Here is a 24535-nt window from a genome sequence, read left to right as displayed (position 1 = left end):
CGGTCCGCAGTGACCGCCCGTACGTACCCCGTACGCGTGGTCACCCTCGTCGTCGACCCGCGCGCAGACCTCTCGCACCCGCGAGGGGTTTTCTTTGTTTCGGCCCCACCCACGGCCGGGACGGAGGGCGCGCGAGAGTCGGGGACGGTGGAGCCGGTCCTTCCGGTCCGACCGAGACGACCAGTTCAGGAGTTCCTGCCATGACGGAAACCAGCCGACCCGACGACGCCTTCCACGTCTTCGACACCACGCTGCGCGACGGGGCCCAGCGGGAGGGCATCAACCTCACCGTCTCCGACAAGCTCGCCATCGCACGGCACCTGGACGAGTTCGGCGTGGGGTTCATCGAGGGCGGCTGGCCCGGCGCCAACCCGCGGGACACCGAGTTCTTCGCCCGCGCCCGCGAGGAGATCGACTTCCGGCACGCCCAGCTGGTGGCCTTCGGCGCCACCCGCCGGGCCGGCGGCTCCGCCGCCGACGACCCGCAGGTCAAGGCGCTCCTGGACTCCGGCGCCCCGGTGATCACCCTGGTCGCCAAGGCCCACGACCGGCACGTCGAGCTGGCGCTGCGCACCACCCTGGACGAGAACCTCGAGATGATCCGCGACACCGTCGCCCACCTCAGGGCCGCCGGCCGCCGGGTCTTCGTCGACTGCGAGCACTTCTTCGACGGCTACCGGGCCAACCCCGAGTACGCCAAGGCCGTGGTGCGCACCGCGTCCGAGGCCGGCGCCGACGTGGTCGTCCTGTGCGACACCAACGGCGGCCTGCTGCCCGCGCAGATCCACGCCGTGGTCGCCACCGTCCTCGCGGACACCGGAGCCCGCCTCGGCATCCACGCCCAGGACGACACCGGCTGCGCCGTCGCCAACACGCTGGCCGCCGTCGACGCCGGCGCCACCCACGTGCAGTGCACCGCCAACGGCTACGGCGAGCGGGTCGGCAACGCCAACCTCTTCCCGGTCGTCGCCGCGCTGGAGATCAAGTACGGCAAGCGGGTCCTGCCCGAGGGCAGGCTCCGAGAGATGACCCGGATCTCGCACGCGATCGCCGAGGTCGTCAACCTCACGCCCTCCACCCACCAGCCCTACGTCGGCCTCTCCGCCTTCGCCCACAAGGCCGGACTGCACGCCTCCGCGATCAAGGTCGACCCGGACCTGTACCAGCACATCGACCCCGAGCAGGTCGGCAACACCATGCGGATGCTGGTCTCCGACATGGCCGGCCGGGCCTCCGTCGAGCTGAAGGGCAAGGAGCTCGGCATCGACCTCGGCGGCGACCGGGAGCTGGTCGGGCGGGTCGTCGAGCGGGTCAAGGAGCGCGAGCTCAGGGGCTACACCTACGAGGCCGCCGACGCCAGCTTCGAACTGCTGCTGCGCGCCGAGGCGGGCACCCTGCCGGTCTACTTCCAGGTGGACTCCTGGCGCGCGATCACCGAGGACCGCCCCGACGGCAGCCACGCCAACGAGGCCACGGTCAAGCTGGTCGCCAAGGGCGAGGTCATCCACGCCGCGGGCGAGGGCAACGGCCCGGTCAACGCGCTGGACCGGGCGCTGCGCGCGGGCCTGGAGCGGATCTACCCGGAGCTGGCCAAGATCGGTCTGGTCGACTACAAGGTCCGCATCCTGGAGGGCCGCTCGGGCACCGACTCGACGACCCGGGTGCTCATCTCCACCTCCGACGGCCGCACCGAGTGGTCCACGGTCGGCGTCGCCGACAACGTGATCGCGGCCTCCTGGCAGGCGCTCTCCGACGCCTACACCTACGGCCTGCTGCGGGCGGGGGTCGAGCCGGCGTAGCCGCACGTGCCGGGTGGGCCCGGGGTGTCGGACGGGTCCACCGCGCCGGTCGTCCACCGGTGACCCATTTCACCCTTTTGGGTCATCGGGCGTACCTTCGTACGTATGAAGGGCACCCCGACCCGCCGGCGTCTCGGGCGACCGGCCTCCGTAGCGGCCGCAGCGCTGCTCACCACGTCGGCCGCCTTGGCGACCGGCGTGCCCCTTGCCTCCGCCGCGCCCACCGGGACAGTGGCCGCGGCGGAGTCCCGCCAGGCCGCCCCGGCCGCCACCGACATGTCGGAGATCGGCGAGCGCCTGCGGGACAACCCCGTCTACGTCGACCCTCAGGCGGCCGACCAGCTCTCGCAGGCCCAGGCGAAGGACCTCGCCGACCGGATCGAGGACGCGGACCGCGCGGTGTTCCTGGTGGTCCTGCCCGCCGACTACCCGACCGACGACATCTTCGGCGACCTGCGCGCCGCCACCGGCATCACCGGCGTCTACGGCATACGCCTGGGCGACCGGTTCGACGCACGGGCCGACTCGTCGGTCATGTCCCGCCAGGCCGTCAGCAACCTGGCCCGCAGCGTGGACGGCGAGCCGGCCCCGCAGCAGCTGAACGACTTCACCGACCGGGCCCTGGACACCATGAGAGGGTCCGCGCCCGACAGCTGGAACGGGCGGGGGGCCGGCGCGGCCAACGGCGTCGGCGCCCTGGTGACCGTGGGCGCGCTCGCCGCGGTGGTCGGCGGCAGCGCGCTGGTGGTCACCCGCCGCAGCCGCCGCCGGGCCGAGGCGGACCGGCGCGAGGCGCTGGAGCGGCTGCGGGTCGTCGTGGACGAGGACATCACCGCGTACGGCGAGGAACTCGACCGGCTGGACTTCCACCCGGGCGAGCCGGGCGCCGACGACGCCATGCGCGCGGACTACGCGCGGGCGCTGGACAGTTACGAGGACGCCAAGACGAAGATGGCCGCCGCCCGGGGGCCCGAGGACGTCAAGGGCGTCACCGAGACGCTGGAGGACGGCCGCTTCGCGCTCGCCGTGCTCGCCGCACGGCGGGAGGGACGGCCGCTGCCGGCGCGGCGCGCGCCCTGCTTCTTCGACCCGCGGCACGGGCCGTCGGTGGCCGACGCGCGGTGGACTCCGCCCGGCGGCACGACGCGTGACGTGCCGGTGTGCGCGGCGGACCAGGCGCGGCTGGCGGACGGGCTGGAGCCGATGATCCGCGAGGTCGACACCGGGTACGGCACCCGCCGCCCCTACTGGGACGCGGGCCCGGTCTACGGCCCCTGGGCCGGCGGCTACTTCGGCGGCGCGCTGCTGCCGGGACTGCTGATGGGCACGATGCTCGGCGGCATGATGGCGGGACCCGCCTACGGGGCGGGCTGGGGCGCCGGCTACGGCGACGGCGGCGGCTTCGACGGCGGCGACTTCAGCGGCGGCGACTTCAACTCCGGTGACTTCGGCGGGGGGTTCGGAGACGGCGGCGGCTTCGGCGGGGGCGGAGGCGGCGACTTCGGCGGCGGCTTCTGACACCCACCGGCCTGCACGGCACAGGGGGCGGCCCACCAGCCGCCCCCTCGACACGACAGGCCGCCCCCCCCCGCGGCGCGGGGAGGCGCAGGCCCGGTGACTGTGCGTCAGACCGCCGCGTAGACGGCGGAGAGGTACTGCGCGCCCTCCTCCGAGCCGACCAGGCCCGCCTTCATCTCGTTCATCACGTAGCAGAAGGTCATCCTCCGCTCGACGTCCATCACGATCTGCGAGCCGCCCCAGCCGCCCCAGAAGCAGATCCTGCCGTCGGGGACGAACGGCACCCCGGCCGGCTCGGGCAGCGCGTAGCCGATGCCCCAGCGCAGGGGGATGCCCAGCACCCGGTCGACGCCCCGCGCCTGCTCGCGGAAGATCAGCTCCACCGTCTCCGGCGACAGCAGCCGCACCCCGTCGACCTCGCCGCCGCGGGAGATCACGGAGAGGGTCCGCGCGATCGAGGCCGCGTTGCCGTGGCCGTTGGCCCCGCCGATGTCGGCGCTACGCCACTCGGCGGTGTTGGCGACCTCGGCCCGCAGCGGCGCGCCCGTCATCGTCTTCATCAGCACGCTCGACGGGTCGATCGCGCTCTGGTCGATCGGCAGCGGAGGCGGCGGGATGATCTCCGCGCAGCGGTCCCAGTCCTCCTCCCGCGCGCCGATGCGGAAGTCCGTGCCCAGCGGGCCGGCGATCTCCTCGTCGACGAACCGCCTGAGCGGCTTCCCGCTGACCCGGCGGACCACCTCGCCGACGAGGTGCCCGAAGTCGAGCAGGTGGTAACCGGAGCCCTCACCCGGGGTCCACCACGGCTCCTGCGCCGCGAGGTGCGCGGTCGAGCGCTCCCAGTCGAAGATGTCCGCCGCGTCGAACGGCGCCGCCCAGCCGGACACCCCGGACGTGTGGCCCAGCAGGTGCCGGACCAGCACGCCCTCCTTGCCGCCCGCCGCGAACTCGGGCCAGTACTTCGCCACCGGGGCGTCGACGTCCAGCTCACCGCGGTCCACCAGGATCAGCGCCGCCAGCGAGGTCAGCGTCTTGGTCGTCGACCACACGTTGACCAGGGTGTCCCGCTCCCAGGGGCGGGTGCGCGCCCGGTCGGCGTGACCGCCCCACAGGTCGACCACCCGCTCGCCGTCGACGTCCAGGCAGATCGACAGCCCGGTCTCCCTCCCGGCGGCCAGGTTGGCCTCCGCGGCCTCCCGCACCGCCGCGAAGCGCTCGTCCACAAATCCGTTCAGCTCGGCCACGCCGTGCCCCTCGTCCCTTTCCTGCCCGGGGCCGGCCCGACCGCCCGCCCCGCCGACAACGGCACCCTAGAAGGGAAGGTCACGGCAGGGGAACGCGCCGGATGCGATTCGGTGCACCCGCACACACCGGACGGGAAAGGGCGGTGGCCGCTCCCGGAGGTACCGGGAGCGGCCACCGCCCCTTCGTGCGCGCCGCGTACGGCCGGCTGTATCGCCTGGCGCGTCACGCCGCCAGCTTCGCCAGCGCCGCGTCCACGCGGGCCAGGGTCTTCTCCTTGCCGAGGATCTCCAGGGACTCGAAGAGCGGCAGGCCCACCGTGCGGCCGGTGACCGCGACGCGGACCGGGGCCTGCGCCTTGCCGAGCTTCAGGCCGTGGGCCTCGCCGGCGGCCAGGACGGCCTCCTTGAGGGACTCCGCCGAGGACCAGTCGGCGGCCTCGAGCTTCTCGCGCGCCGTGCGCAGCAGCGCGTCCGAGCCCTCCTTCATCGCCTTGTTCCAGGAGGCCTCGTCGAAAACGGGCTCCGGGAGGAAGAGGAAGTCGACGTTCGCGGTGATCTCCGACAGCACCCGCAGACGGGTCTGCGCGTGCGGGGCGATCGCCGCCCACTTCGCCTCGTCGAAGTCCTCCGGCGCCCACGGGGCGAACGGCGCCCGCAGCCACGGCTCGCAGCGGGCCGCGAACTCCTTCGCGTCGAGCATCCGGATGTGGTCGCCGTTGATCGCCTCGCACTTCTTCAGGTCGAAGCGCGCCGGGTTCGGGTTGACGTCCTTCAGGTCGAAGGCGGCCACCATCTCCTCGATCGAGAAGACGTCCCGGTCGGCGGAGAGGGACCAGCCCAGCAGCGACAGGTAGTTGAGCAGGCCCTCGGGGAGGAAGCCCTGCTCGCGGTACAGGTTGAGAGAGGCCTGCGGGTCGCGCTTGGAGAGCTTCTTGTTGCCCTCGCCCATCACGTACGGCAGGTGGCCGAAGCGCGGGACGGCCTTGGCGACGCCCAGCTCGATCAGCGCGCCGTACAGCGCGATCTGCCGCGGGGTGGAGGAGAGCAGGTCCTCGCCGCGCAGGACGTGGGTGATGTCCATCAGCGCGTCGTCGACCGGGTTCACCAGGGTGTACAGCGGCGCGCCGTTGGCCCGGACGATGCCGTAGTCCGGCACGTTCTCCGGGGTGAACGTCAGCTCGCCGCGCACCAGGTCGTCGAAGGTGATCGTGGTGTCGGGCATCCGGAAGCGCACGATCGGCTTGCGGCCCTCCGCCTCGTAGGCGGCGACCTGCTCGGGGGTCAGCTCACGGCAGTGGCCGTCGTAGCCGGACGGGCGGCCGGCCGCGCGGGCGGCCTCACGGCGCTCGTCGAGCTCCTCGGCGGAGCAGTAGCAGTGGTAGGCGTAGCCGCCGTCCAGCAGCTTCTGCGCCACGTCGCGGTAGATGTCCATCCGCTGCGACTGCCGGTACGGCGCGTGCGGACCGCCGACCTCGGGGCCCTCGTCCCAGTCGAAGCCCAGCCAGCGCATCGCGTCGAGGAGCTGCTCGTACGACTCCTCCGAGTCGCGGGCCGCGTCGGTGTCCTCGATGCGGAAGACCAGGGTCCCCTGGTGGCGCCGGGCGTACGCCCAGTTGAACAGGGCGGTGCGCACCAGGCCCACGTGGGGGTTACCGGTGGGGGAGGGGCAGAAACGAACACGGACTGGTGCGCTAGCCACGCTTGACAACCTTGTTGGTGAGAGTGCCGATGCCTTCGATGGTGACGGCGACCTCGTCGCCGTCCTGGAGCGGGCCGACGCCCGCCGGTGTGCCGGTGAGGATCACGTCGCCCGGCAGGAGCGTCATCGCCGCGGAGATGTTGACGACCAGGTCCTCGACGGAGTTGACCATCTGCGCGGTGGTGCCCAGCTGGCGCTGCTGCCCGTTGACCGTGCACTGGACGGCGAGGTCGGAGTGGTCGAGCTCGGTCTCGATCCAGGGGCCGAGCGGGCAGGAGGTGTCGAAGCCCTTGGCGCGCGCCCACTGCTGCTCACGGCGCTGCACGTCGCGGGCGGTGACGTCGTTGGCGCAGGTGTAGCCGAGGATCACGTCCTTGACGCGCTCCCTGGGGACCTCGCGGCACATCCGCCCGATCACCACGGCCAGCTCCGCCTCGTGGTGGAGCTCCTGGGAGAAGGACGGGTACCGGATGACGTCGCCGGAGCCGATCACCGAGGTGGACGGCTTGAAGAAGGCGAACGGGTCCTGGGCCGCCTCCCCGCCCATCTCGGCGGCGTGGTCCGCGTAGTTGCGGCCGAACGCGACGACCTTGCTGGGCAGGACGGGCGGCAGGAGGCGGACCTTGCTCAGCGGGACCTTGGTGCCGGAGAGCTCGAATTCCGCGAACGGGATGCCCTTGATGATGTCGAGGACGAGTTCGTCCTGCTTGTCGCCCTCGACCACGCCGAAGGCGACGTTCCCGTCGATGGAGAATCTGGCGATGCGCACGGGATCCTGGTGCCCCTCACTGAGCTGCCGGCCGGAGTCTGACGCTCCAGGCTAACGCGGAGGAAGGGGCCGGGGTGGTGCGCACCGTCCGGACGGGCCGCCCGAGTACCGGCGGCGGCCCCCGGGCGTGCCGGCGCCGCCGCTACTCGGCGGTCGCGCGGACCGGGACCTCGTCGAGGACCGTGCGGCGGGGGTTGGCCGTCTGGGCCGGCAGGTCGACGGAGTGCTCCAGCTCCTCGCCGAGCAGGTGCGCGGCGTCTTCCAGGTGCGCCAGGGTGGTGCGGCGCGGGTTGGCGGTGTTGCGAGAGCTCATGTTCGTCTTCACTGTCGTCCGGACCCCTCTGATGACGGGTGCTGCTGCGGCGTGGGGCGGGCGCCGGCGGACTGCCGGCGGTCCCTCTCAAGCATCAGGCTAAAACGTCAGGCTAAACGCGCGTTTCACCGCCCAACCGGTGAAGGGTACGTGAATCCTTAGTGATTTTCCTCACTTGAACGCCCGTCATTCCCGGCCAATCCGGCGAAACGGACGGCGGGCGATAGCGGACATAAGCAAGTGAAAGTCTCCATTCCGCTCCTGATCATGGCGACTGGGACACCTGTCCGGGCCAGGCGGTACCTGGGGAAACACCCGTTTTGCCCGGTGTGAGCCTCCACGGCCTGTGACGTGGCCGGTACAACGTGTCATCTGGGTCACGGCCTGCCCTACGGGCCTTGTTGAGGATCGGCCACTGTGCTGGAATTCCACGGACCGTCGTGGGAACCAGCCGACGCCCCGGTGCGCCGACAGCGCCGGGCGGAGGTCAGGAGGGGGAAGAAACGCCGGTCCATCACGACCACGAAGGTCACTTCACGACCACCCAACGGGGGCGCAGCCCGAACGCGCCCTCGCATACGCCGACACCGTCCCTTCCCCCGGAGGGACGCCTGGTCCAGAGGTTGCGACGCTAGTGCAGGGACGTTTCAAGAGGGATGGCAGCGCTTCGGCGGAGCCGGAGCCACACAACGGGACCGCACGCGGTGCCTCGCCCCAGCACGCCCAGGCCCCGGGCCAGGGACCGGCCGGCGATGAGGCCGCCCCGGTGCTGCAGCCGGCAGGCGGCGGATCCACGGGCCCGGGCTCCCGCATGGCCCTGCGCAACTGGCGCATCTCCACCCGTCTGGTCTCGCTGCTCGCGCTGCCCGTGGTCGCCGCGACCACCCTGGGCGGCCTGCGCATCAGCGACTCGCTCGAGGACATGCAGCAGCTGGAGAACATGCAGCTGCTGACCGAGATGACCAAGCAGGCCACCGAGCTCGCCACCGCGCTCCAGGAGGAGCGCGACGTGACGGCCGGCCCGCTGGCCCACGGCGGCTCGGACCGCGACTACAAGGTCAAGACGCCGCGCGAGAAGACCGACCGCGCCCGGACCACGTTCCTCAAGGACACCGAGGCCGTCGACGACCAGCTCACCGAGGGTGAGCTGCAGGGCGTCCGCGACAGCCTCGTCGGCCTCGTCGGCGAACTGCGCGACCTCGACAAGCTGCGCAAGAACGCCTACGACTCCAAGGGCAACGCCACCCAGACGGTGGAGTCCTACCACCGGCTCATCACCCAGCTGCTCGACCTCTCCACCGACATGGCCGAGGCGACCAGCAACCCGGAGATGATCCAGCGCACCCGCGCCCTGGCCGCCTTCTCCTCGGCCAAGGAGTACGCGTCCATGCAGCGCGCGGTCATCGCCGCCGCGCTCCCCAAGGACGCCGCCTCCTTCGCCAAGCTCTCCGAGAACGACCGCCTCTACGGCGAGGCCGCCATCGGCAGCGAGAAGAGCGAGCTGGACGCCTTCACGACGATCTACGGATCCGGCGCGAAGAAGACCCTCGAACCGCTCGGCAACAACAGCGTCATCGAGGCCGCGGACAAGTACGCGGACACCGTGCTCAGCCCCAAGGGCACCCGCAACGTGAACCGGCAGTCCTACCAGGACTGGGTGGACGACGCCTCCACCAAGCTCGAGTCGATGGAGAGCATCGAGCACACGCTCCTCGAGGAGATGGAGCAGAAGGCCCGCGAGCTGCAGACCGAGGCCCAGCGCGAGGCACTGATCTCCGGTGTCCTGATCCTGGTCGTCCTCGGCGTCTCCCTCGTCGGCGCCTTCGTCGTGGCCCGCTCCATGATCCGCTCGCTGCGCCGCCTGCAGGACACCGCCACCAAGGTCGCCAAGGACCGCCTGCCCGAGCTGGTCAAGCAGCTCTCCGAGAACGACCCGCAGGACGTCGACACCACCGTCGAGTCGGTCGGTGTGCACTCCCGGGACGAGATCGGACAGGTGGCCTCGGCCTTCGACGACGTGCACCGCGAGGCGGTCCGCCTCGCCGCCGAGCAGGCCCTCCTGCGAGGCAACGTCAACGCGATGTTCACCAACCTCTCGCGCCGTTCGCAGGGCCTCATCCAGCGCCAGCTGACGCTGATCTCCGAACTCGAGTCCCGCGAGGCCGACCCGGACCAGCTGTCCTCCCTCTTCAAGCTGGACCACCTCGCGACCCGTATGCGCCGGAACGGCGAGAACCTCCTCGTCCTCGCGGGCGAGGAGCCCGGCCGCCGCTGGACCCGCCCGGTCCCGCTGGTCGACGTGCTGCGCGCCGCGGCCTCCGAGGTGGAGCAGTACGAGCGCATCGAGCTGTCCACGGTCCCCCAGACCGAGATCGCCGGCCGCGTCGTCAACGACCTCGTGCACCTGCTCGCCGAGCTGCTGGAGAACGCCACCTCGTTCTCCTCCCCGCAGACCAAGGTCCGGGTCACCGGTCACGCGCTGCCCGACGGCCGCGCGCTGATCGAGATCCACGACACCGGCATCGGCCTCTCGCCGGAGGACCTCTCCGCGATCAACGAGCGCCTCGCGGCGCCGCCCACGGTGGACGTCTCCGTCTCCCGCCGCATGGGTCTGTTCGTGGTCGGCCGCCTCTCGCAGCGCCACGGCATCCGCATCCAGCTGCGCCCCTCGGACTCCGGCGGCACGACCGCGCTGGTCATGCTCCCCGTGGACGTCGCCCAGGGCGACAAGAAGGCAGTTCCCACCAAGGGCCAGGGCGGCGGCGGTGTCGCCGCCGCCGCGGCCGGTGCGGCGGCGGCCCGTCGCGGCGGCGCGGCCCTCGGTTCGGGCGCGCGTCCCGCGCTGCCCGCCCGTGACTCCGGCGGCCCCGGCGGCCCCGGAGCCTTCGGCCAGAGCCCCTCGGGCGGCCGGGGCGGCATGCCCGCCGGCGGAGCCGGCCAGGGCCGTCCCACCGCGGGCGCCGGTTTCGGCGGTCCCTCCGCGCAGGCCCCGCAGGCGGGCTTCCCGGCCGGCCCCGCGCAGCAGCAGAACCGCGGCTCGGTCCCGGCGCAGCGCACCGGCCAGCAGGGCCAGTCCACGGGCCAGGGCATGGGTCAGGGTCAGGGCATGGCCCCGGCCGGCGGGCAGGGCATGAGCCCCGCCGGTGGCCAGGGCATGGGCCCGGCCGGCGGGCAGGGCAGGGGCCAGGGTCCCGGCGCCGGTCCGCAGAACCGCGCCCAAGGCGGCCAGTCCGGTCCGCGCCAGCCGCAGCTGCCGCCTCCGGGCGGTCCGCGGGCCGAGCTCCCGGGCGGCGCCGCCCGCCCGGCCGAGGGCCCGCGCGGTCACGACGACTTCGGCCAGACCTCGCAGCTGCCGCGCGTCGAGGACCAGCAGGGACCGGGCTCCACCGCCCAGTTCCCGCGCCCCGACTTCGACGGCCCCGCGCCGCAGCAGTCCCAGGCGCCCGGCGTCCGGCACCCCCAGCAGGGCGCCCGGCCGCAGGCCCAGCAGCCGCAGGCCCCGCAGCAGTACGGCACCCCCGGCGCTCCCGCCGGCGGCCAGTACCCGCAGCAGGGCTACCCGGCCGCGCCGCAGGACGCCTCGTCCACCGGTCAGTTCCCGGCGGCGGGCCAGTACCAGGACCCGTCGTCCACCGGTCAGTTCCCGGCGCAGGGCCAGTACCAGGACCCCACGTCCACCGGCCAGTTCCCGGCACCGGGCCAGTACCAGGACCCCACGTCCACCGGTCAGTTCCCGCAGCCTCCGGCCGACGGCCGGCAGCAGTACGGCGGCTACGGCGCCCAGCAGCAGCCCGCGCAGGGCGACCTGCCCCCGGTCAACGGCCACACCGACGGCGGGACCCCGCTGTTCGACTCGCTGGAGACCAACTGGTTCCGCGGCCAGCAGCCGGGCCAGGGCCCGCAGGGCCAGCAGCAGTACCAGCAGCCGCAGGCCGGCCGGCCCGCCCCGCAGCAGCAGGCGCCGGGCCAGCCCCGCCGTCCGCAGCAGCCGCAGGCCCCGCAGCGCGCCCCCCAGCAGCCGGCGCAGCAGCCTCCGGCTCCGCAGCGGCCGGGCGCCCAGGCCGCCCAGCGGCCGTCCGCCGCACCCTGGCGCAGCTCGCCCAACGACGAGCTGTCCCGCCAGGCCGAGCGCGCCCGCAAGCCCAGCGCGGGCGGCGTCACCACGTCCGGCCTGCCCAAGCGCGTGCCCAAGGCGAACCTCGTCCCGGGCACGGCCCAGCAGAACCAGCACACCGGCGGGCCGCAGGTCTCCCGCGCGCCCGACGCCGTGCGGGGCCGGCTGACCAATCTCCGCCGGGGCATCGCGCAGGGACGGCAGGCCACCACCGGCCAGACCGGCTCCTTCCCGAACCCCACTCACCAGCAGGAGCGCTAGTTGAGCCCGATGAGCCAGGCTGCACAGAACCTGAACTGGTTGATCACGAACTTCGTGGACAACACGCCCGGGGTCTCCCACACCGTCGTCGTCTCCGCCGACGGCCTGCTCCTGGCGATGTCCGAGGGCTTCCCGCGCGACCGCGCCGACCAGCTCGCCGCGGTCGCGTCGGGCCTGACCTCGCTGACCGCGGGAGCCTCGCGGATCTTCGAGGGCGGGCACGTCAACCAGACCGTCGTCGAGATGGAGCGCGGCTTCCTGCTGATCATGTCCGTCTCGGACGGCTCCTCGCTGGCCGTCCTGGCGCACCCGGAGTGCGACATCGGCCTGGTGGGCTACGAGATGGCTCTCCTGGTCGACCGCGCAGGCGCCGTCCTCACACCCGACCTGCGCGCGGAACTCCAGGGCAGCCTGCTGCGCTGAGCCGCCGCACCATGTGACCGACACCCCCCACCGTCCGGCCGTCATGCACGCAACCCCCCACCGGCCCGCGGCACTTCAACCCGACTTGCTGTCCGCCCGGAGGATCAATGAACCCGCCTTCCGCCGCTCACGATCCGTACAGAGATCAGTACGGTGAAGAGGGGCCGCTGGTCAGGCCCTACGCCATGACCGGCGGCCGGACGCGGCCGCGCTACCAGCTCGCCATCGAGGCGCTGATCAGCACGATCGCGAATCCGGCACAGACCGGGGGACTCCTCCCCGAGCATCAGCGCATTTGTCACCTCTGCCACGAGGTGAAGTCGGTGGCGGAGGTGTCGGCCCTGCTGTCCATGCCCCTGGGCGTGGCGCGCATCCTCGTCGCCGACCTCGCCGAGGCGGGCATGGTCGCCGTCCACCAGCCGGGCGGCGACGAGAACAACGGCGGTGCACCGGACGTGACACTGCTCGAAAGGGTGCTCAGTGGACTTCGCAACCTCTGACGGGAGCCGGGCGACCACCTCGGCGAAGATCGTGGTCGCCGGCGGCTTCGGCGTGGGCAAGACCACGTTCGTCAGCTCCGTCTCGGAGATCGACCCGTTGCGCACCGAGGCGGTCATGACCTCGGCCTCCGCGGGCATCGACGACCTGAGCCACACGTCCGGGAAGACCACCACCACGGTCGCCATGGACTTCGGCCGCATCACGCTGGACCAGGACCTGATCCTGTACCTGTTCGGCACCCCCGGGCAGGACCGGTTCTGGTTCATGTGGGACGACCTGGTCCGCGGCGCCATCGGCGCGGTGGTCCTGGTGGACACCCGGCGTCTGGCCGACTGCTTCCCCGCGGTCGACTACTTCGAGAACTCGGGGCTGCCCTTCGTGGTGGCGCTCAACAACTTCGACGGACAGCAGGCCTACCAGCCGGAGGAGGTGCGGGAGGCGCTGCAGATCAGCAGCGGCACCCCGATCATCTCCACGGACGCCCGCCACCGCACCGAGGCCAAGGGCGCCCTGATCACTCTCGTGGAGCACGCGCTGATGGCGCGACTGCGCCCGTAGACCCGCCGCCTGCGGAAACCCGGTCGCGCCGTAAGCCGGCGCGGCCGGGTTTCCGCTGTGCGGGACCGGCGCGGAATTCGTGGGGGGTGCCGCACCGGAATGTGTTCGTGGTACACATCAAGTGCACCGTCGTGCACAGGCGTTATGACCTGCCGCAAAAGCCCTCTGTGGCCTTGGCCACCCGGGGGCGGAAGTTCATAACATTTCGACAGAGATATCTGTCACCCTGCTGCCACAGGGCGCGGTCGGCCGGTGCCGCTACGCGCACAAACCGCCCGCCATTTGCCGGACGACAGTCCTTATGTCCCTTTTTGGCGGGCCCTTTTCGCGTGCGGATCAGCCCTGTCCGGACGTTTGGAACTGTCCCTATCCACGTGCTGGAATGCCAGAACTGCCCATTGGTCACAAGGGCCCAGAGACACCGCGGCACGACGAAGGTGCCGACCGCCGAGAGGTTGTTGGTCGAGTGAGGCGAAGCAAGAACGGACCCGAGCCGTCGGCGCGGGGCAACTTCACGCCGCCCCCGCGGGTGGGGTCGGACGAGTTGCCCGGTTCCGAGCCGGTGGTCACGCCCGAGGCGGGCGGTGGCCGTCTGTCGCCCCGCAACTGGCGGGTGCGTACGCGTCTGAACGCGATCCTGCTCATACCCGTCGTCCTCGGTCTCATTCTGGCCGTCGTCGAGGTCAAGGGCTCCATCGACACCTGGCAGGAGGCCGAGGACGCGGCCGCCACCGCGCGCGTCGTCCGCGGCGCCCTCGACTACGCCGACGCGCTGTCCGAGGAGCGTGACCTCAGCGCGGCCCCGCTGCTGGAGGGCAAGGGCAAGAACAACCCGGTCGTCAAGCAGCTCCGCGAGCGGAGCGACAAGGCCGCCGTCGAGTTCGACAAGGTCCTCGAGGAACTCCCGGACACCCCGAGCCTCCAGCGCCGCAAGGACCTGTTCGAGCAGGCCAAGGAGATGCTCCCGGTCCTCCGCGAGCGGGCGTACACCAAGCGGCTCCCCGGCACCAGCACCGAGGAGGGGTACGTCAAGGTCATCCACCCCCTCATGGACTTCGCCAACGAGCTGACCCTCGACGACGGAAACGTCGCCTCGTACGGCCGTACCGCGTACGCCATCTCGCTCACCAAGGGCGCCCAGTCGCTGCAGCGCTCCATCGGCACCCACGTCCTGGTCAAGCCGGACGAGGACATCAGCGCGCGGCTGTCGCAGCGCGTCACCCTCTCCTCGTACGCCTACCTCGAGCGCATCGCGATCGAGGAGTACACCGGCGCCGGCCGCGTCGAGGACCAGGAGCGCCTGGAGTCCGAGATGGTGGAGGTGAAGCGCAAGTTCGCGGAGACGGCGGCGCAGACCCCGTTCCACAAGAACCTCACCGACACCACCGAGATCATCCGCATGATCCTCGTCAACGACCCGGGCACGCCCGTGGGCAGGGCGACGCTGAAGCAGCTCGGCATCACCGCGGAGACCTGGCAGGCGGTCAACGACCCCAAGTTCGAGGCCTACGGCAAGATCGAGTCCGACCTGGCCGACGCCGCCGTGGCGGGCTCGCAGCAGGTCGCGGACGACGCGAAGACGGCTGCCTTCGTCGCCGCCGGCGCCGTGCTCCTCGCCCTGATCGCCGCCTTCGTCCTGGCCGGTCTCGTCGCCCGTCAGATGAGCCGCTCGATGCGCGACCTGCGCAACGCGGCCTTCGACGTCGCCGAGCAGCGTCTGCCGATGCTGGTCGACCAGCTCTCGCGCACCGACCCGGGCCGGGTCGACACCCGCGTGGTGCCGATCCCGATCAACACCACCGACGAGATCGGCGAGGTCGCCCGCGCCTTCGACCAGGTCCACCGCGAGGCGGTCCGGCTCGCCGCGGAGCAGGCACTGCTCCGGGGCAACATCAACGCGATCTTCACCAACCTGTCGCGCCGCAACCAGTCCCTGATCGAGGGCCAGCTGACCCTGATCACCGACCTGGAGAACAACGAGGCCGACCCGGACCAGCTGGAGAACCTCTTCAAGCTGGACCACCTGGCGACCCGCATGCGCCGCAACGGCGAGAACCTCCTGGTCCTCGCCGGCGAGGAGCCCGGCCGCCGCTGGGACCAGCCGGTCCCGCTGGTCGACATCCTGCGCGCCGCCTCCTCCGAGGTGGAGCAGTACGAGCGCATCGAGCTGGCCGGCGTCCCGGAGGCCGAGATCCACGGCCGCGCCGTGACCGACCTCGTGCACCTGCTCGCCGAGCTGCTGGAGAACGCGACCACGTTCTCCTCCCCGCAGACCAAGGTCCGCGTCACCGCGACCCGTCTGCCGGACGGCCGCGTCATGATCGAGATCCACGACAAGGGCATCGGCCTCACCGCCGAGGACTTCGCGGACATCAACCACAAGCTGGCCAACCCGCCGACCGTGGACGCCGCGATCTCCCAGCACATGGGCCTCTTCGTGGTCGGCCGTCTGTCCGACCGGCACGGCATCCGCGTCCAGCTGCGCCCCTCGGGCGAGCAGGCCGGCACCACCTCGCTGGTCATGCTCCCGGACAACATCACGCACGGCGGCGCCGCGCAGAACGCGCCGGCCGACGAGTTCACGGTCTCGCAGATCATCCCGGAGCAGTACCAGCAGGCATCCGTCGAGCAGGCCCCGCTGCGGACCGCCGCGGAGCTCGGCTTCGACGACAGCCGCTACCAGCAGCCGGGGGAGGAGGCCCGCGAGCTCGATCCGGTCGGCCGCCAGCTCCTCCGCGAGGAGCGCCGTGCCGCCCTCGAGGCCCAGACGCACCCGCAGGACTTCCAGGCCGGCCAGGGCTACCAGGACGGCCAGGGGTACGACGAGGGTCAGGGCTACCAGGACGGCGGCTACGACCAGCAGGGCTACCCGGAGCAGCAGGGCTACGACGAGCCGTACTACGGTGACCAGGGCTATGCGGAGTCCGGCCAGGCGCAGCAGCAGGGCGGCGGCCAGGACGGTTACCAGAACTACGGCGAGCAGCCCTACCAGGGCGACTGGCAGCAGCAGGGGTACGGCAACGGCTACGCCGAGGGGTACCCCGCGGATGCGGAGTCGCCCCAGGGCGCTGACGCGGGCATGTCGGACGGCGTAGGCTTCGGCCAGGGCCCGGCGACGACCGACTCCGGACTCCCGCGGCGCGGGGGCTTCGGCGGCGGCCCCGGTCAGGGCAACGGCCAGGACCCGGCTGCGGCCGGCGACGACTGGCAGTCCTCCAACGACGGCCGCTGGGAGTCCGCGTCCAAGCTCCGCAAGCCCAAGGCGGGCGGAGTGACCTCTTCCGGCCTGCCGAAGCGGGTACCCAAGGCGAACCTCGTGGAGGGCACCGCCGAGGCGACCCCGCAGGGCGGTCCGCAGGTCTCCCGCAACCCCGACGAAGTACGGGGCCGGCTGAGCAACCTGCGGCGGGGCGTCCAGCGCGGACGCACCGCCGGCAACGAAACGAACGGCCAGGCCGACGGGAACCAATTCCGTGGTCCTGACAGCACCTACAACCAGGAGCGTTAGTGTGAGCCCGATGAGCCAGGCGGCGCAGAACCTGAACTGGTTGATCACCAACTTCGTGGACAACACCCCCGGTGTTTCCCACACCGTGGTGGTCTCCGCCGACGGCCTCCTTCTGGCGATGTCGGAAGGTTTCCCGCGTGACCGCGCGGACCAGCTCGCGGCGGTCGCCTCGGGTCTGACCTCGCTGACCGCGGGAGCCTCGCGGATCTTCGAGGGCGGCCATGTGAACCAGACGGTGGTCGAGATGGAGCGGGGATTCCTCTTCATCATGTCCATTTCGGACGGTTCGTCACTTGCCGTGCTGGCCCACCCCGAGGCGGACATCGGTCTGGTGGGGTACGAGATGGCACTCCTGGTCGACCGTGCAGGTACGGTACTTACGCCGGACCTGCGCGCGGAGCTTCAGGGAAGCCTGCTCAACTAGCAGGACCCGCGTGCGTCTTGGCGTCCCGAGACCGTAAGGTTTCGGGACGCGGTTTCCACACGTCGGGTGCCCGGCACAGTTGGAGGAGGAGAGAGAGTGGCAACACCCCCAGGCGGTCCGAACCAGGGCGGCTGGTCGTACGACCAGGGCCAGAGCGGGCAGCACGGCGAGCAGTCCTACGACTTCTCCTCCGCTGCGGGCCACACGCACCAGCAGCCGTACGCCCCCCAGAACCCGCAGGGTCCGGGACAGCATTCTCCGTACGGGCAGCCGGCTGCGCCGTACGACCGTTCTGCGGCGTCGCAGCGGCGGGCTCACGAGTCGTCGTCCGCCGGCGGCCAGTCGCAGGCGGCCAAGAACAACCCCCTGGTGCGTCCGTACGCGATGACGGGCGGCCGTACCAGGCCCCGGTACCAGCTCGCCATCGAGGCGCTGGTGCACACCACCGCGCAGCCGCACCAGATGCAGGGGCAGCTTCCCGAGCATCAGCGGATCTGCAACCTCTGCCGGGAGATCAAGTCGGTCGCCGAGGTCTCGGCCCTGCTGCAGATCCCTCTCGGCGTGGCCAGGATCCTCGTCGCCGACTTGGCGGAGGCGGGCCTGGTCGCCATTCATCAGCCCGGCGGCGACGAGAGCGCCGGCGGCCAGCCAGACGTGACACTGCTCGAAAGGGTGCTCAGTGGACTTCGCAAGCTCTGACGGTGGTCCTTCCCGCTCCACCACCTCCGCGAAGATCGTGGTGGCGGGCGGCTTCGGCGTGGGCAAGACCACGTTCGTCGGCGCGGTCTCGGAGATCAACCCGCTGCGCACGGAGGCCGTGATGACGTCCGCTTCGGCGGGCATCGACGACCTCACCCACACCGGGGACAAGAAGACCACCACGGTCGCCATGGACTTCGGCCGCATCACGCTGGACCAGGACCTGATCCTGTACCTGTTCGGCACCCCCGGACAGGACCGGTTCTGGTTCATGTGGGACGACCTGGTCCGCGGCGCCATCGGCGCGGTGGTCCTGGTGGACACCCGGCGTCTCGCCGACTGCTTCCCCGCGGTCGACTACTTCGAGAACTCGGGTCTCCCCTTCGTCATCGCCCTCAACGGCTTCGACGGCCACCAGCCGTACCAGCCGGAGGAGGTGCGGGAGGCGCTGCAGATCGGGCCGGACACCCCGATCATCACCACCGACGCGCGGCACCGGGCGGACGCCAAGTCGGCCCTCATCACGCTCGTCGAGCACGCGCTGATGGCCCGCCTCCGGTAGTCCCGCCTCCGGCAGCCGTCCGCAGGACGCGCGGCGCCGGCCGACGAACCGCCCCGAATCCGGCGGCGCCCCTCACGGCGCCGCCGGATTGGGCGTTCGAGCGGTCCGGGCGGTCCCAGGCGGCCGCAAGCGGCCCCGGGCACCCCGGGCGGTCTTCAGGCGGCGCTGGAGGGCGCGGAGCCCGCGCCGCGGCTTCCGGGGCGTGCCGGTGGGCCGGAGCCCCGCGAGCGACGACACGGCACCCCGGGCACCGGTGCGCCGGCCCCGCCCACCGTGCCGGCCCCGCCATCCGCGCCGGCCCCCGCCCACCGTGCCGGCCCCGCCATCCGCGGCAGCCCCCCGCCATCCGCGGCAGCCCCCCCGCCCACCGCGGCGGCGCCTGCTCGTCGCGCACCCGTGCCCGCACCCGTACGCGCCGCGGCCCGCCCTCTCGCGGGGAGAGGGCGGGCCGCGGCGCGTGTGGCGTGTGGGCGGGGTCAGCGCCAGCTGTGGGGCATCCGGAAGCCCGGCTCGCGCTCCAGGCGACGCCAGCCGGCCCGCACCGAGCCGCCGCGGGCGGCGGGCTCGGCGGACGCCGCACCGGTCGCCCGGGCCAGCAGGATGGCCGTGAGCGCGGCGAGCTCCTCGGGCTCGGCGTGACCCTTCTCGACGCGGATGTCGACACCTGCGGTCATCACATGCACTCCTGGTTGAAAGGTTCGGGGAAGAGGGACGAGGCGACGGCGCGGCCCGTCACTGGGGCGGGTTGCCGTGCTTACGCGAGGGCAGGTCCGCGTGCTTGCTGCGCAGCATCTCCAGCGACCGCACCAGCACCTCGCGCGTCTCGGCGGGGTCGATCACATCGTCGACGAGTCCCCGTTCCGCGGCGTAGTACGGGTGCATCAGCTCGGACTTGTACTCCTTGACCATGCGGGTCCGCATGGCCTCCGGGTCCTCGGCGTCAGCGATCTGCCGGCGGAAGATCACGTTGGCGGCGCCCTCGGCGCCCATCACCGCGATCTCGTTGGTCGGCCAGGCGTACGTGAGGTCCGCGCCGATGGACTGCGAGTCCATGACGATGTACGCGCCGCCGTACGCCTTGCGCAGGATCAGCGAGATCCGGGGCACCGTGGCGTTGCAGTACGCGTACAGCAGCTTCGCGCCGTGGCGGATGATGCCGCCGTGCTCCTGGTCGACGCCCGGCAGGAAGCCCGGGACGTCCAGGAAGGTCAGGATCGGGATGTTGAAGGCGTCGCACATCTGGACGAAGCGCGCGGCCTTCTCGCTGGCCTCGATGTCCAGGACGCCCGCCAGCACCTGCGGCTGGTTGGCGACGATGCCGACGACCTGGCCGTCGAGCCGCCCGAGCGCGCAGACGATGTTCCGCGCCCAGCGCTCGTGCACCTCGAGGTAGTCGCCGTCGTCGACGATCTCCTCGATGACCTTGGTCATGTCGTACGGCCGGTTGCCGTCCGCGGGGACCAGGTCGAGGAGCACCTCCGAGCGCCGCTCCACCGCGTCGCCGGAGGGCAGACGCGGCGGGTTCTCCCGGTTGTTCTGCGGGAGCATCGACAGCAGGTACCGCACCTCGGCGATGCAGGTCTCCTCGTCGTCGTACGCGAAGTGGCAGACGCCCGAGGTCTCCGCGTGCACGTCCGCGCCGCCGAGGCCGTTCTGGGTGATCTCCTCGCCGGTCACGGCCTTGACCACGTCCGGACCGGTGATGAACATCTGCGAGGTCTCGCGGACCATGAAGACGAAGTCGGTGAGGGCGGGGCTGTAGGCCGCGCCGCCCGCGCACGGGCCGAGCATCACGCTGATCTGCGGGATGACGCCGGAGGCCTTGGTGTTGCGCTGGAAGATGCCGCCGTAGCCGGCCAGGGCGGAGACGCCCTCCTGGATGCGGGCGCCGGCGCCGTCGTTGAGCGACACCAGGGGCGCGCCGGCCGCGATGGCCATGTCCATGATCTTGTGGATCTTGGTGGCGTGGGCCTCGCCCAGCGCGCCGCCGAAGATGCGGAAGTCGTGGGCGTACACGAAGACCGTGCGGCCCTCGACCGTGCCCCAGCCGGTGATCACGCCGTCCGTGTAGGGCCTCTTGTGCTCGAGGCCGAAGCCGGTGGCCCGGTGCCGGCGCAGCTGCTCGACCTCCTGGAAGGACCCGGGGTCCAGCAGCAGCTCGATGCGCTCCCGTGCGGTCAGCTTGCCCTTGGCGTGCTGGGCCTCGGTGGCCTTGTCGCTCGGTCCGGCCAGCGCGCGCGCCCGGATCTGGTGCAGCTCCGCCACCCGCCCGCGGGCGTCGGCCGGCTCGGTCAGGTCCTCCGTGGGCTCGTCAAGTGCCTCTTCCACAACGGTCATGTAGCGACCATACGAAGCGGGACGGACGGACCGGACCGTCGACTCCGTACAGTGTCCGGCGCCATTTCCTGGTGCTACCGGACAGAAGACCCCAACGGTGCAGGCATTCCTCCTGCCGAACCGCCCGTGCCGTTGTGGGGGTGCCACAAAGCGGCTGCGCCGTCCGGGTGAGGGGCGACGTGGCCGGACGGTGAGGGCCGAGCGGGTGACGCCTTCAGGAAGTCTCCAGCACGCGCCGCGAAAAGTGCGGCAGTAAGTCCTCAGGAACAGAAGCCCGACCGGGACGGTTGAATCTTAAACAGAACCGCGCTACCTTCGTGGTCGTCGGGAGTTGTTGAAACTTCAACCGACAAGGTCCCGTTCCGTCCGCACATCTCCAAGGAGCACGTCATGGGTCTCTTCAACCGCCACAACGACGACGCCGCCGCGACCGCCCCGGTCAGCCCGGACCTCGCCGCCCTGACCGGCGACTACACCGTCGACCCGTCGCACACCACGCTGGGCTTCGTCGCCCGCCACGCCATGGTCACCAACGTCAAGGGCCAGTTCCGGGAGTTCACCGGCACCCTGCACCTGGACGGCTCCGACCCGTCGAAGTCCACCGCCTCGCTGGACATCGTGGTGAACAGCATCGACACCGGTTCCGCGGACCGCGACGGTCACCTCCGGAGCGCGGACTTCTTCAAGACCGACGAGTTCCCGACCATGACCTTCCGCTCCACCGCCGTCGAGGCCGCCGGCGGCGACGACTACCGGGTGACCGGCGACCTCAGCCTCCTCGGCGTCACCAAGGAGGTCACGATCGACCTGGAGTTCCAGGGCGCCGCCAAGGACCCGTTCGGCAACGAGCGCGTCGGCTTCGAGGGCCGCGGCGAGATCTCCCGCTCCGACTGGGGCGTCACCTGGAACGCCGCGCTGGAGACCGGCGGCGTGCTCGTCTCGGACAAGATCAAGCTCCGCTTCGACATCTCCGCGATCAAGAACGCGTGACGCGGGTGGGCTGCGGAAGTCCCCCGCCCCGGACGGGGCGGGGGACACGCGTGGCCGACCCTTCCGGGGGCACACGGGCTACACCCTGTCCCCCTCCTGCGGGACGCCGCCCCCGCGCCGGACCGGCGGCGCGGCCGTCCGCCCGCAAGGTGGCCCCATGCCTCAGCTCGTGGACGCGCGCCCCGCACTCCTGTGGCCCGCGGCGGCCGCCGCCGTCTTCACCGCGGCCCAGCTCGTCCTGGTGCCCGGCACCGGCCTCGGCTGGGACGAGATCGTCTACGTCACCCAGGTCGAGGGTGGCGGCACCCCGGCCGCCTTCTTCTCCGCCCCCCGCGCGCGGGGGGTCAGCTGGCTGAGCGCCCCGGTCGCCGCCCTCACCGGCTCCGCCGCCTCCCCGGCGGCCCTGCGCGTCTACCTGGCCCTGCTCGCCGGACTGGGGCTCCTGCTCGCCCTGCGCGTCTGGCGCGCCCTGCTGCCGCCCCCGGTGCTCGGGGTGGCGGGGCTGTTCTTCGCCGGCCTGTGGATCTCGCTCTTCTACGGCCCCCGCGCCATGCCCAACCTCTGGTGCGCCCTGGGCGCGCTGGCGGCCACCGGCTGGTTCCTGCGCGCGGTGCGCCGCCCCGGCGGGACCCGGGACCGCCGCGCCCCCTGGTGCGCGGCCGCGGCCGTCGCGTTCGTGGCCCTGATGCGCCCCGCCGACGGTCTGTGGCTCGCCCTGCCGCTGTGCGCCGCCGCCCTCCTGGTCCCCGCCTGGCGCCACCGGCGGCTCCTTCCCCTCCTGCTGGCCGGCGGCCTGGCCCTGGGCGCGCTGCCCTGGGTGGTCGAGGCGTACACGTCCTACGGGGGCCTCCTGGCCCGGCTGAGCCGGGCGGGCGACATCCAGGGGGGCATGGGTCTGCGCTTCGCGGTCGACGACCAGATCCGCTCGCTGGTCGGCCGCACCCTGTGCCGCCCCTGCGTCGGTCCCTGGAACCACCGGTGGACCGCCGTCTGGTGGTTCCTGCTGCCGCCGGTCACCGTCGCCGGGACGCTCGTCGCCCGGCGGGCCGGACGCCAGGCGGCCTCCGTCCTCGCCGCCGTCGTCGCCTCCTCCCTCGCCGTCACGTACCTGTTCACCATCGACTACGCGGCCCCGCGCTTCCTGCTGCCCGCCTACGCCCTGCTGGCCGTCCCGGTGGCCGAGGCGGTGGTGGCCGCGACGCGGGCGGTGGGCCGCACCCGGGGCCGCCGCCGCCTCGCGCTGGGCGGAGGGCTCGCGCTGCTCCTGGCCGGTCACCTCGCCGTCCAGCTGGCGGTGGCGGCGGAGGTGACCGAGCGCAGCCGGGCGCAGCACCGGGAGCTGACCGCCGTCGCCGCGGAACTGCGCCGGCTGGGGGTGCGGCCGCCGTGCGTGATCGCCGGGGACCAGTTCGTGCCGGTCGCCTACTACGCCGGCTGCTCCTCCCGGCAACCGGTCGGCGGCCACGACGGCTCCATCACGGTGGCGGGGCTGCTGCGGCTCGGGCACACCAGGCCGCTCGCCGTGATCACCGTGGACGGCCGCCGTCCGCCGGGGTTCGCGGGCGGCTGGCGGCCCGCGGAGCTGGCCGGGGGGCACGTCGCCTGGCTCCCGCCCGGCGGGCCCGCGGGGCCGAACCGGGGACACGGGCCGCTCGCCGGGAGTACGGTCGGACCATGACCGTCAGGGCCGTCCTGTGGGACGTGGACGACACCCTCTTCGACTACCGCACGGCGGACCGCGAGGGCATCGCCGCCCACCTCGCCGCCGAGGGCCTGCTGGCCGGGTTCGACGGCCCCGACCACGCCCTCGCCCGCTGGCGGGAGGTGACCGAGCTGCACTGGGGGCGCTTCGCCGCCCGGGAGGTCACCTACGAGGAGCACCGGCGCGACCGGGTGCGGACCTTCACCGGCCGCGACGACCTCGACGACGCCCAGGCCGACGCCTGGTTCGAGCGGTACGTCGCCCACTACGAGGCGTCCTGGGCGCTCTTCCCGGACTTCCTGCCGGCCCTGGAGGCCCTGGTCCCCAGCCACCGCCACGCGGTGCTCTCCAACTCGAGCCTCCTGGTGCAGGAGCGCAAGCTGCGGACGCTGGGCGTGCTCGACCGCTTCGAGGCCGTCCTCTGCGCGGCCGAGCTGGGCGTTTCCAAGCCGGAGGCCGCCGCCTTCCACGCGGCCTGCGACGCCCTCGCGCTGCCGCCGGGGCAGGTCGCCTACGTGGGCGACCACCCGGAGATCGACGGGCGGGGCGCGGCCGAGGCCGGCCTGCTCTCCGTCTGGATCGACCGCCACGGGGAGGAGCCGCCCGGCGAGGAGGGGGACCGCGCATGGCGGCGCATCCGCTCGCTGGCGGAGCTGCCCGGGGTGCTGGGGGCGCCGGGGGCGGAATCCCGTTTTGGAGCACGGTCAACCTTCGGGTAATGTTCTTCCTGCGCCGAGGGGAACGGGCCAGGAGCCCGGAACCGGAAGCGCACAACTAGAACAAGATCCTCCCGCTCGGGGGGCTTGCGTTCCAGTGGCCTATGGTGTAATTGGCAGCACGACTGATTCTGGTTCAGTTAGTCTTGGTTCGAGTCCAGGTAGGCCAGCTCGCAGAGCTCATCTGCAAAGCCCCCGTTGTGTAGCGGCCTAGCACGCTGCCCTCTCAAGGCAGTAGCGCCGGTTCGAATCCGGTCGGGGGTACTGGTTCTCTTCGGAGGATCGACAAAAGGCCCCCGTTGTGTAGCGGCCTAGCACGCCGCCCTCTCAAGGCGGTAGCGCCGGTTCGAATCCGGTCGGGGGTACAAACTGGTCTAACCACGCATTGGTCAGCCATG

General features: G+C 72.1%; 19 protein-coding genes and 3 tRNA genes. 16 read left to right on the top strand and 6 right to left on the bottom strand.

Features of this window, described 5'->3' with window-relative positions; translation table 11 throughout:
• Positions 1-200: 200 nt before the first annotated feature.
• Together cimA and Sfr03f_RS14135 are read left to right on the top strand one after the other, a co-directional pair.
• The gene (gene cimA, locus Sfr03f_RS14140; protein ID WP_108954251.1) at positions 201-1799 is read left to right on the top strand and encodes a citramalate synthase; all 1599 of its coding nucleotides are present in this window, start codon (positions 201-203) and stop codon (positions 1797-1799) included.
• 105 nt (positions 1800-1904) lie between these two features.
• On the top strand, positions 1905-3317 hold the full coding sequence (locus tag Sfr03f_RS14135; protein WP_245967561.1) for a hypothetical protein: 1413 nt from the start codon (positions 1905-1907) through the stop codon (positions 3315-3317).
• Between the two features lie 107 nt (positions 3318-3424).
• Here Sfr03f_RS14135 and Sfr03f_RS14130 read toward each other — a convergent pair whose 3' ends face one another.
• The 4 genes from Sfr03f_RS14130 to Sfr03f_RS14115 form a co-directional block, all read right to left on the bottom strand.
• Positions 3425-4561: a serine hydrolase domain-containing protein gene (locus Sfr03f_RS14130; protein ID WP_108954250.1), complete on the bottom strand. Its 1137-nt coding sequence runs from the start codon at positions 4559-4561 to the stop codon at positions 3425-3427.
• 223 nt (positions 4562-4784) lie between these two features.
• On the bottom strand, positions 4785-6260 hold the full coding sequence (gene gltX, locus Sfr03f_RS14125; protein WP_372514366.1) for a glutamate--tRNA ligase: 1476 nt from the start codon (positions 6258-6260) through the stop codon (positions 4785-4787).
• Positions 6253-7029 (bottom strand): fumarylacetoacetate hydrolase family protein, encoded by a 777-nt coding sequence (locus Sfr03f_RS14120; RefSeq protein WP_108954248.1) that lies wholly within the window; start codon positions 7027-7029, stop codon positions 6253-6255. Before Sfr03f_RS14120 ends, gltX begins: the two co-directional genes overlap by 8 nt.
• A 142-nt stretch (positions 7030-7171) precedes the next feature.
• Positions 7172-7354 (bottom strand): hypothetical protein, encoded by a 183-nt coding sequence (locus tag Sfr03f_RS14115; protein WP_108954247.1) that lies wholly within the window; start codon positions 7352-7354, stop codon positions 7172-7174.
• A gap of 622 nt (positions 7355-7976) precedes the next feature.
• Between Sfr03f_RS14115 and Sfr03f_RS14110 the strand changes: the two genes are divergently transcribed.
• From Sfr03f_RS14110 to Sfr03f_RS14075, 8 genes are all read left to right on the top strand, one after another.
• Complete coding sequence (locus tag Sfr03f_RS14110; protein WP_159105646.1) at positions 7977-11717, top strand: sensor histidine kinase; 3741 nt, start codon at positions 7977-7979, stop codon at positions 11715-11717.
• Positions 11718-12140 carry a roadblock/LC7 domain-containing protein gene (locus Sfr03f_RS14105; protein WP_108954246.1) on the top strand — a complete coding sequence of 141 codons (423 nt, stop codon included), beginning with the start codon at positions 11718-11720 and terminating at the stop codon, positions 12138-12140. It begins immediately after the preceding gene.
• Positions 12141-12247: 107 nt separating this feature from the next.
• Positions 12248-12640 carry a DUF742 domain-containing protein gene (locus tag Sfr03f_RS14100; protein WP_108954245.1) on the top strand — a complete coding sequence of 131 codons (393 nt, stop codon included), beginning with the start codon at positions 12248-12250 and terminating at the stop codon, positions 12638-12640.
• Positions 12621-13199 carry a GTP-binding protein gene (locus tag Sfr03f_RS14095; RefSeq protein WP_108954244.1) on the top strand — a complete coding sequence of 193 codons (579 nt, stop codon included), beginning with the start codon at positions 12621-12623 and terminating at the stop codon, positions 13197-13199. Before Sfr03f_RS14100 ends, Sfr03f_RS14095 begins: the two co-directional genes overlap by 20 nt.
• A 466-nt stretch (positions 13200-13665) precedes the next feature.
• Positions 13666-16707, top strand: a complete 3042-nt coding sequence (locus Sfr03f_RS14090) for a sensor histidine kinase (RefSeq protein WP_108954243.1) — start codon at positions 13666-13668, stop codon at positions 16705-16707.
• A gap of 10 nt (positions 16708-16717) precedes the next feature.
• Positions 16718-17131 carry a roadblock/LC7 domain-containing protein gene (locus Sfr03f_RS14085; RefSeq protein ID WP_108954969.1) on the top strand — a complete coding sequence of 138 codons (414 nt, stop codon included), beginning with the start codon at positions 16718-16720 and terminating at the stop codon, positions 17129-17131.
• 96 nt (positions 17132-17227) lie between these two features.
• Positions 17228-17830, top strand: coding sequence for a DUF742 domain-containing protein (locus Sfr03f_RS14080; protein ID WP_108954242.1), 603 nt, complete (start codon positions 17228-17230; stop codon positions 17828-17830).
• The gene (locus Sfr03f_RS14075; RefSeq protein WP_108954241.1) at positions 17811-18392 is read left to right on the top strand and encodes a GTP-binding protein; all 582 of its coding nucleotides are present in this window, start codon (positions 17811-17813) and stop codon (positions 18390-18392) included. Before Sfr03f_RS14080 ends, Sfr03f_RS14075 begins: the two co-directional genes overlap by 20 nt.
• Positions 18393-18868: 476 nt before the next feature.
• On the opposite strand, the gene Sfr03f_RS14070 is transcribed toward Sfr03f_RS14075, so the two are convergent.
• Both Sfr03f_RS14070 and Sfr03f_RS14065 read right to left on the bottom strand, forming a co-directional pair.
• Positions 18869-19066, bottom strand: a complete 198-nt coding sequence (locus tag Sfr03f_RS14070; protein WP_108954240.1) for an acyl-CoA carboxylase epsilon subunit — start codon at positions 19064-19066, stop codon at positions 18869-18871.
• Between the two features lie 58 nt (positions 19067-19124).
• A complete protein-coding gene (locus tag Sfr03f_RS14065; RefSeq protein ID WP_174721606.1) occupies positions 19125-20657 on the bottom strand; it encodes an acyl-CoA carboxylase subunit beta in 1533 nt (510 codons plus the stop codon).
• 462 nt (positions 20658-21119) lie between these two features.
• Between Sfr03f_RS14065 and Sfr03f_RS14060 the strand changes: the two genes are divergently transcribed.
• From Sfr03f_RS14060 to Sfr03f_RS14035, 6 genes are all read left to right on the top strand, one after another.
• Positions 21120-21719 carry a YceI family protein gene (locus tag Sfr03f_RS14060; protein ID WP_108954238.1) on the top strand — a complete coding sequence of 200 codons (600 nt, stop codon included), beginning with the start codon at positions 21120-21122 and terminating at the stop codon, positions 21717-21719.
• A gap of 157 nt (positions 21720-21876) precedes the next feature.
• Positions 21877-23397: a hypothetical protein gene (locus tag Sfr03f_RS14055; protein ID WP_108954237.1), complete on the top strand. Its 1521-nt coding sequence runs from the start codon at positions 21877-21879 to the stop codon at positions 23395-23397.
• Positions 23394-24140 (top strand): HAD family hydrolase, encoded by a 747-nt coding sequence (locus Sfr03f_RS14050; protein ID WP_108954236.1) that lies wholly within the window; start codon positions 23394-23396, stop codon positions 24138-24140. The genes Sfr03f_RS14055 and Sfr03f_RS14050 overlap by 4 nt, the downstream gene beginning before the upstream one ends.
• Before the next feature lie 95 nt (positions 24141-24235).
• Positions 24236-24307 (top strand) — tRNA-Gln (locus Sfr03f_RS14045).
• Positions 24308-24328: 21 nt separating this feature from the next.
• Positions 24329-24401 (top strand) — tRNA-Glu (locus Sfr03f_RS14040).
• Between the two features lie 28 nt (positions 24402-24429).
• Positions 24430-24502 (top strand) — tRNA-Glu (locus Sfr03f_RS14035).
• The last annotated feature ends 33 nt before the right edge of the window (positions 24503-24535 follow it).

Origin of the sequence: Streptomyces fragilis (genome assembly GCF_003112515.1) — a bacterium.
Taxonomy (GTDB): Bacteria; Actinomycetota; Actinomycetes; order Streptomycetales; family Streptomycetaceae; genus Streptomyces; species Streptomyces fragilis.
Note: the sequence above shows the minus strand (reverse complement) of the source record. Positions and strands in the feature narration are given on the sequence as shown.

Excerpts from the sequence above, each read along its gene's own strand:
- cimA (WP_108954251.1), top strand. The coding sequence starts at position 201 with ATGACGGAAACCAGCCGACCCGACGACGCCTTCCACGTCTTCGACACC.
- Sfr03f_RS14135 (WP_245967561.1), top strand. The coding sequence starts at position 1,905 with ATGAAGGGCACCCCGACCCGCCGGCGTCTCGGGCGACCGGCCTCCGTA.
- Sfr03f_RS14100 (WP_108954245.1), top strand. The coding sequence starts at position 12,248 with ATGAACCCGCCTTCCGCCGCTCACGATCCGTACAGAGATCAGTACGGT.
- Sfr03f_RS14085 (WP_108954969.1), top strand. The coding sequence starts at position 16,718 with ATGAGCCAGGCGGCGCAGAACCTGAACTGGTTGATCACCAACTTCGTG.
- Sfr03f_RS14070 (WP_108954240.1), bottom strand. The coding sequence starts at position 19,066 with ATGACCGCAGGTGTCGACATCCGCGTCGAGAAGGGTCACGCCGAGCCC.
- Sfr03f_RS14060 (WP_108954238.1), top strand. The coding sequence starts at position 21,120 with ATGGGTCTCTTCAACCGCCACAACGACGACGCCGCCGCGACCGCCCCG.
- Sfr03f_RS14055 (WP_108954237.1), top strand. The coding sequence starts at position 21,877 with ATGCCTCAGCTCGTGGACGCGCGCCCCGCACTCCTGTGGCCCGCGGCG.
- Sfr03f_RS14050 (WP_108954236.1), top strand. The coding sequence starts at position 23,394 with ATGACCGTCAGGGCCGTCCTGTGGGACGTGGACGACACCCTCTTCGAC.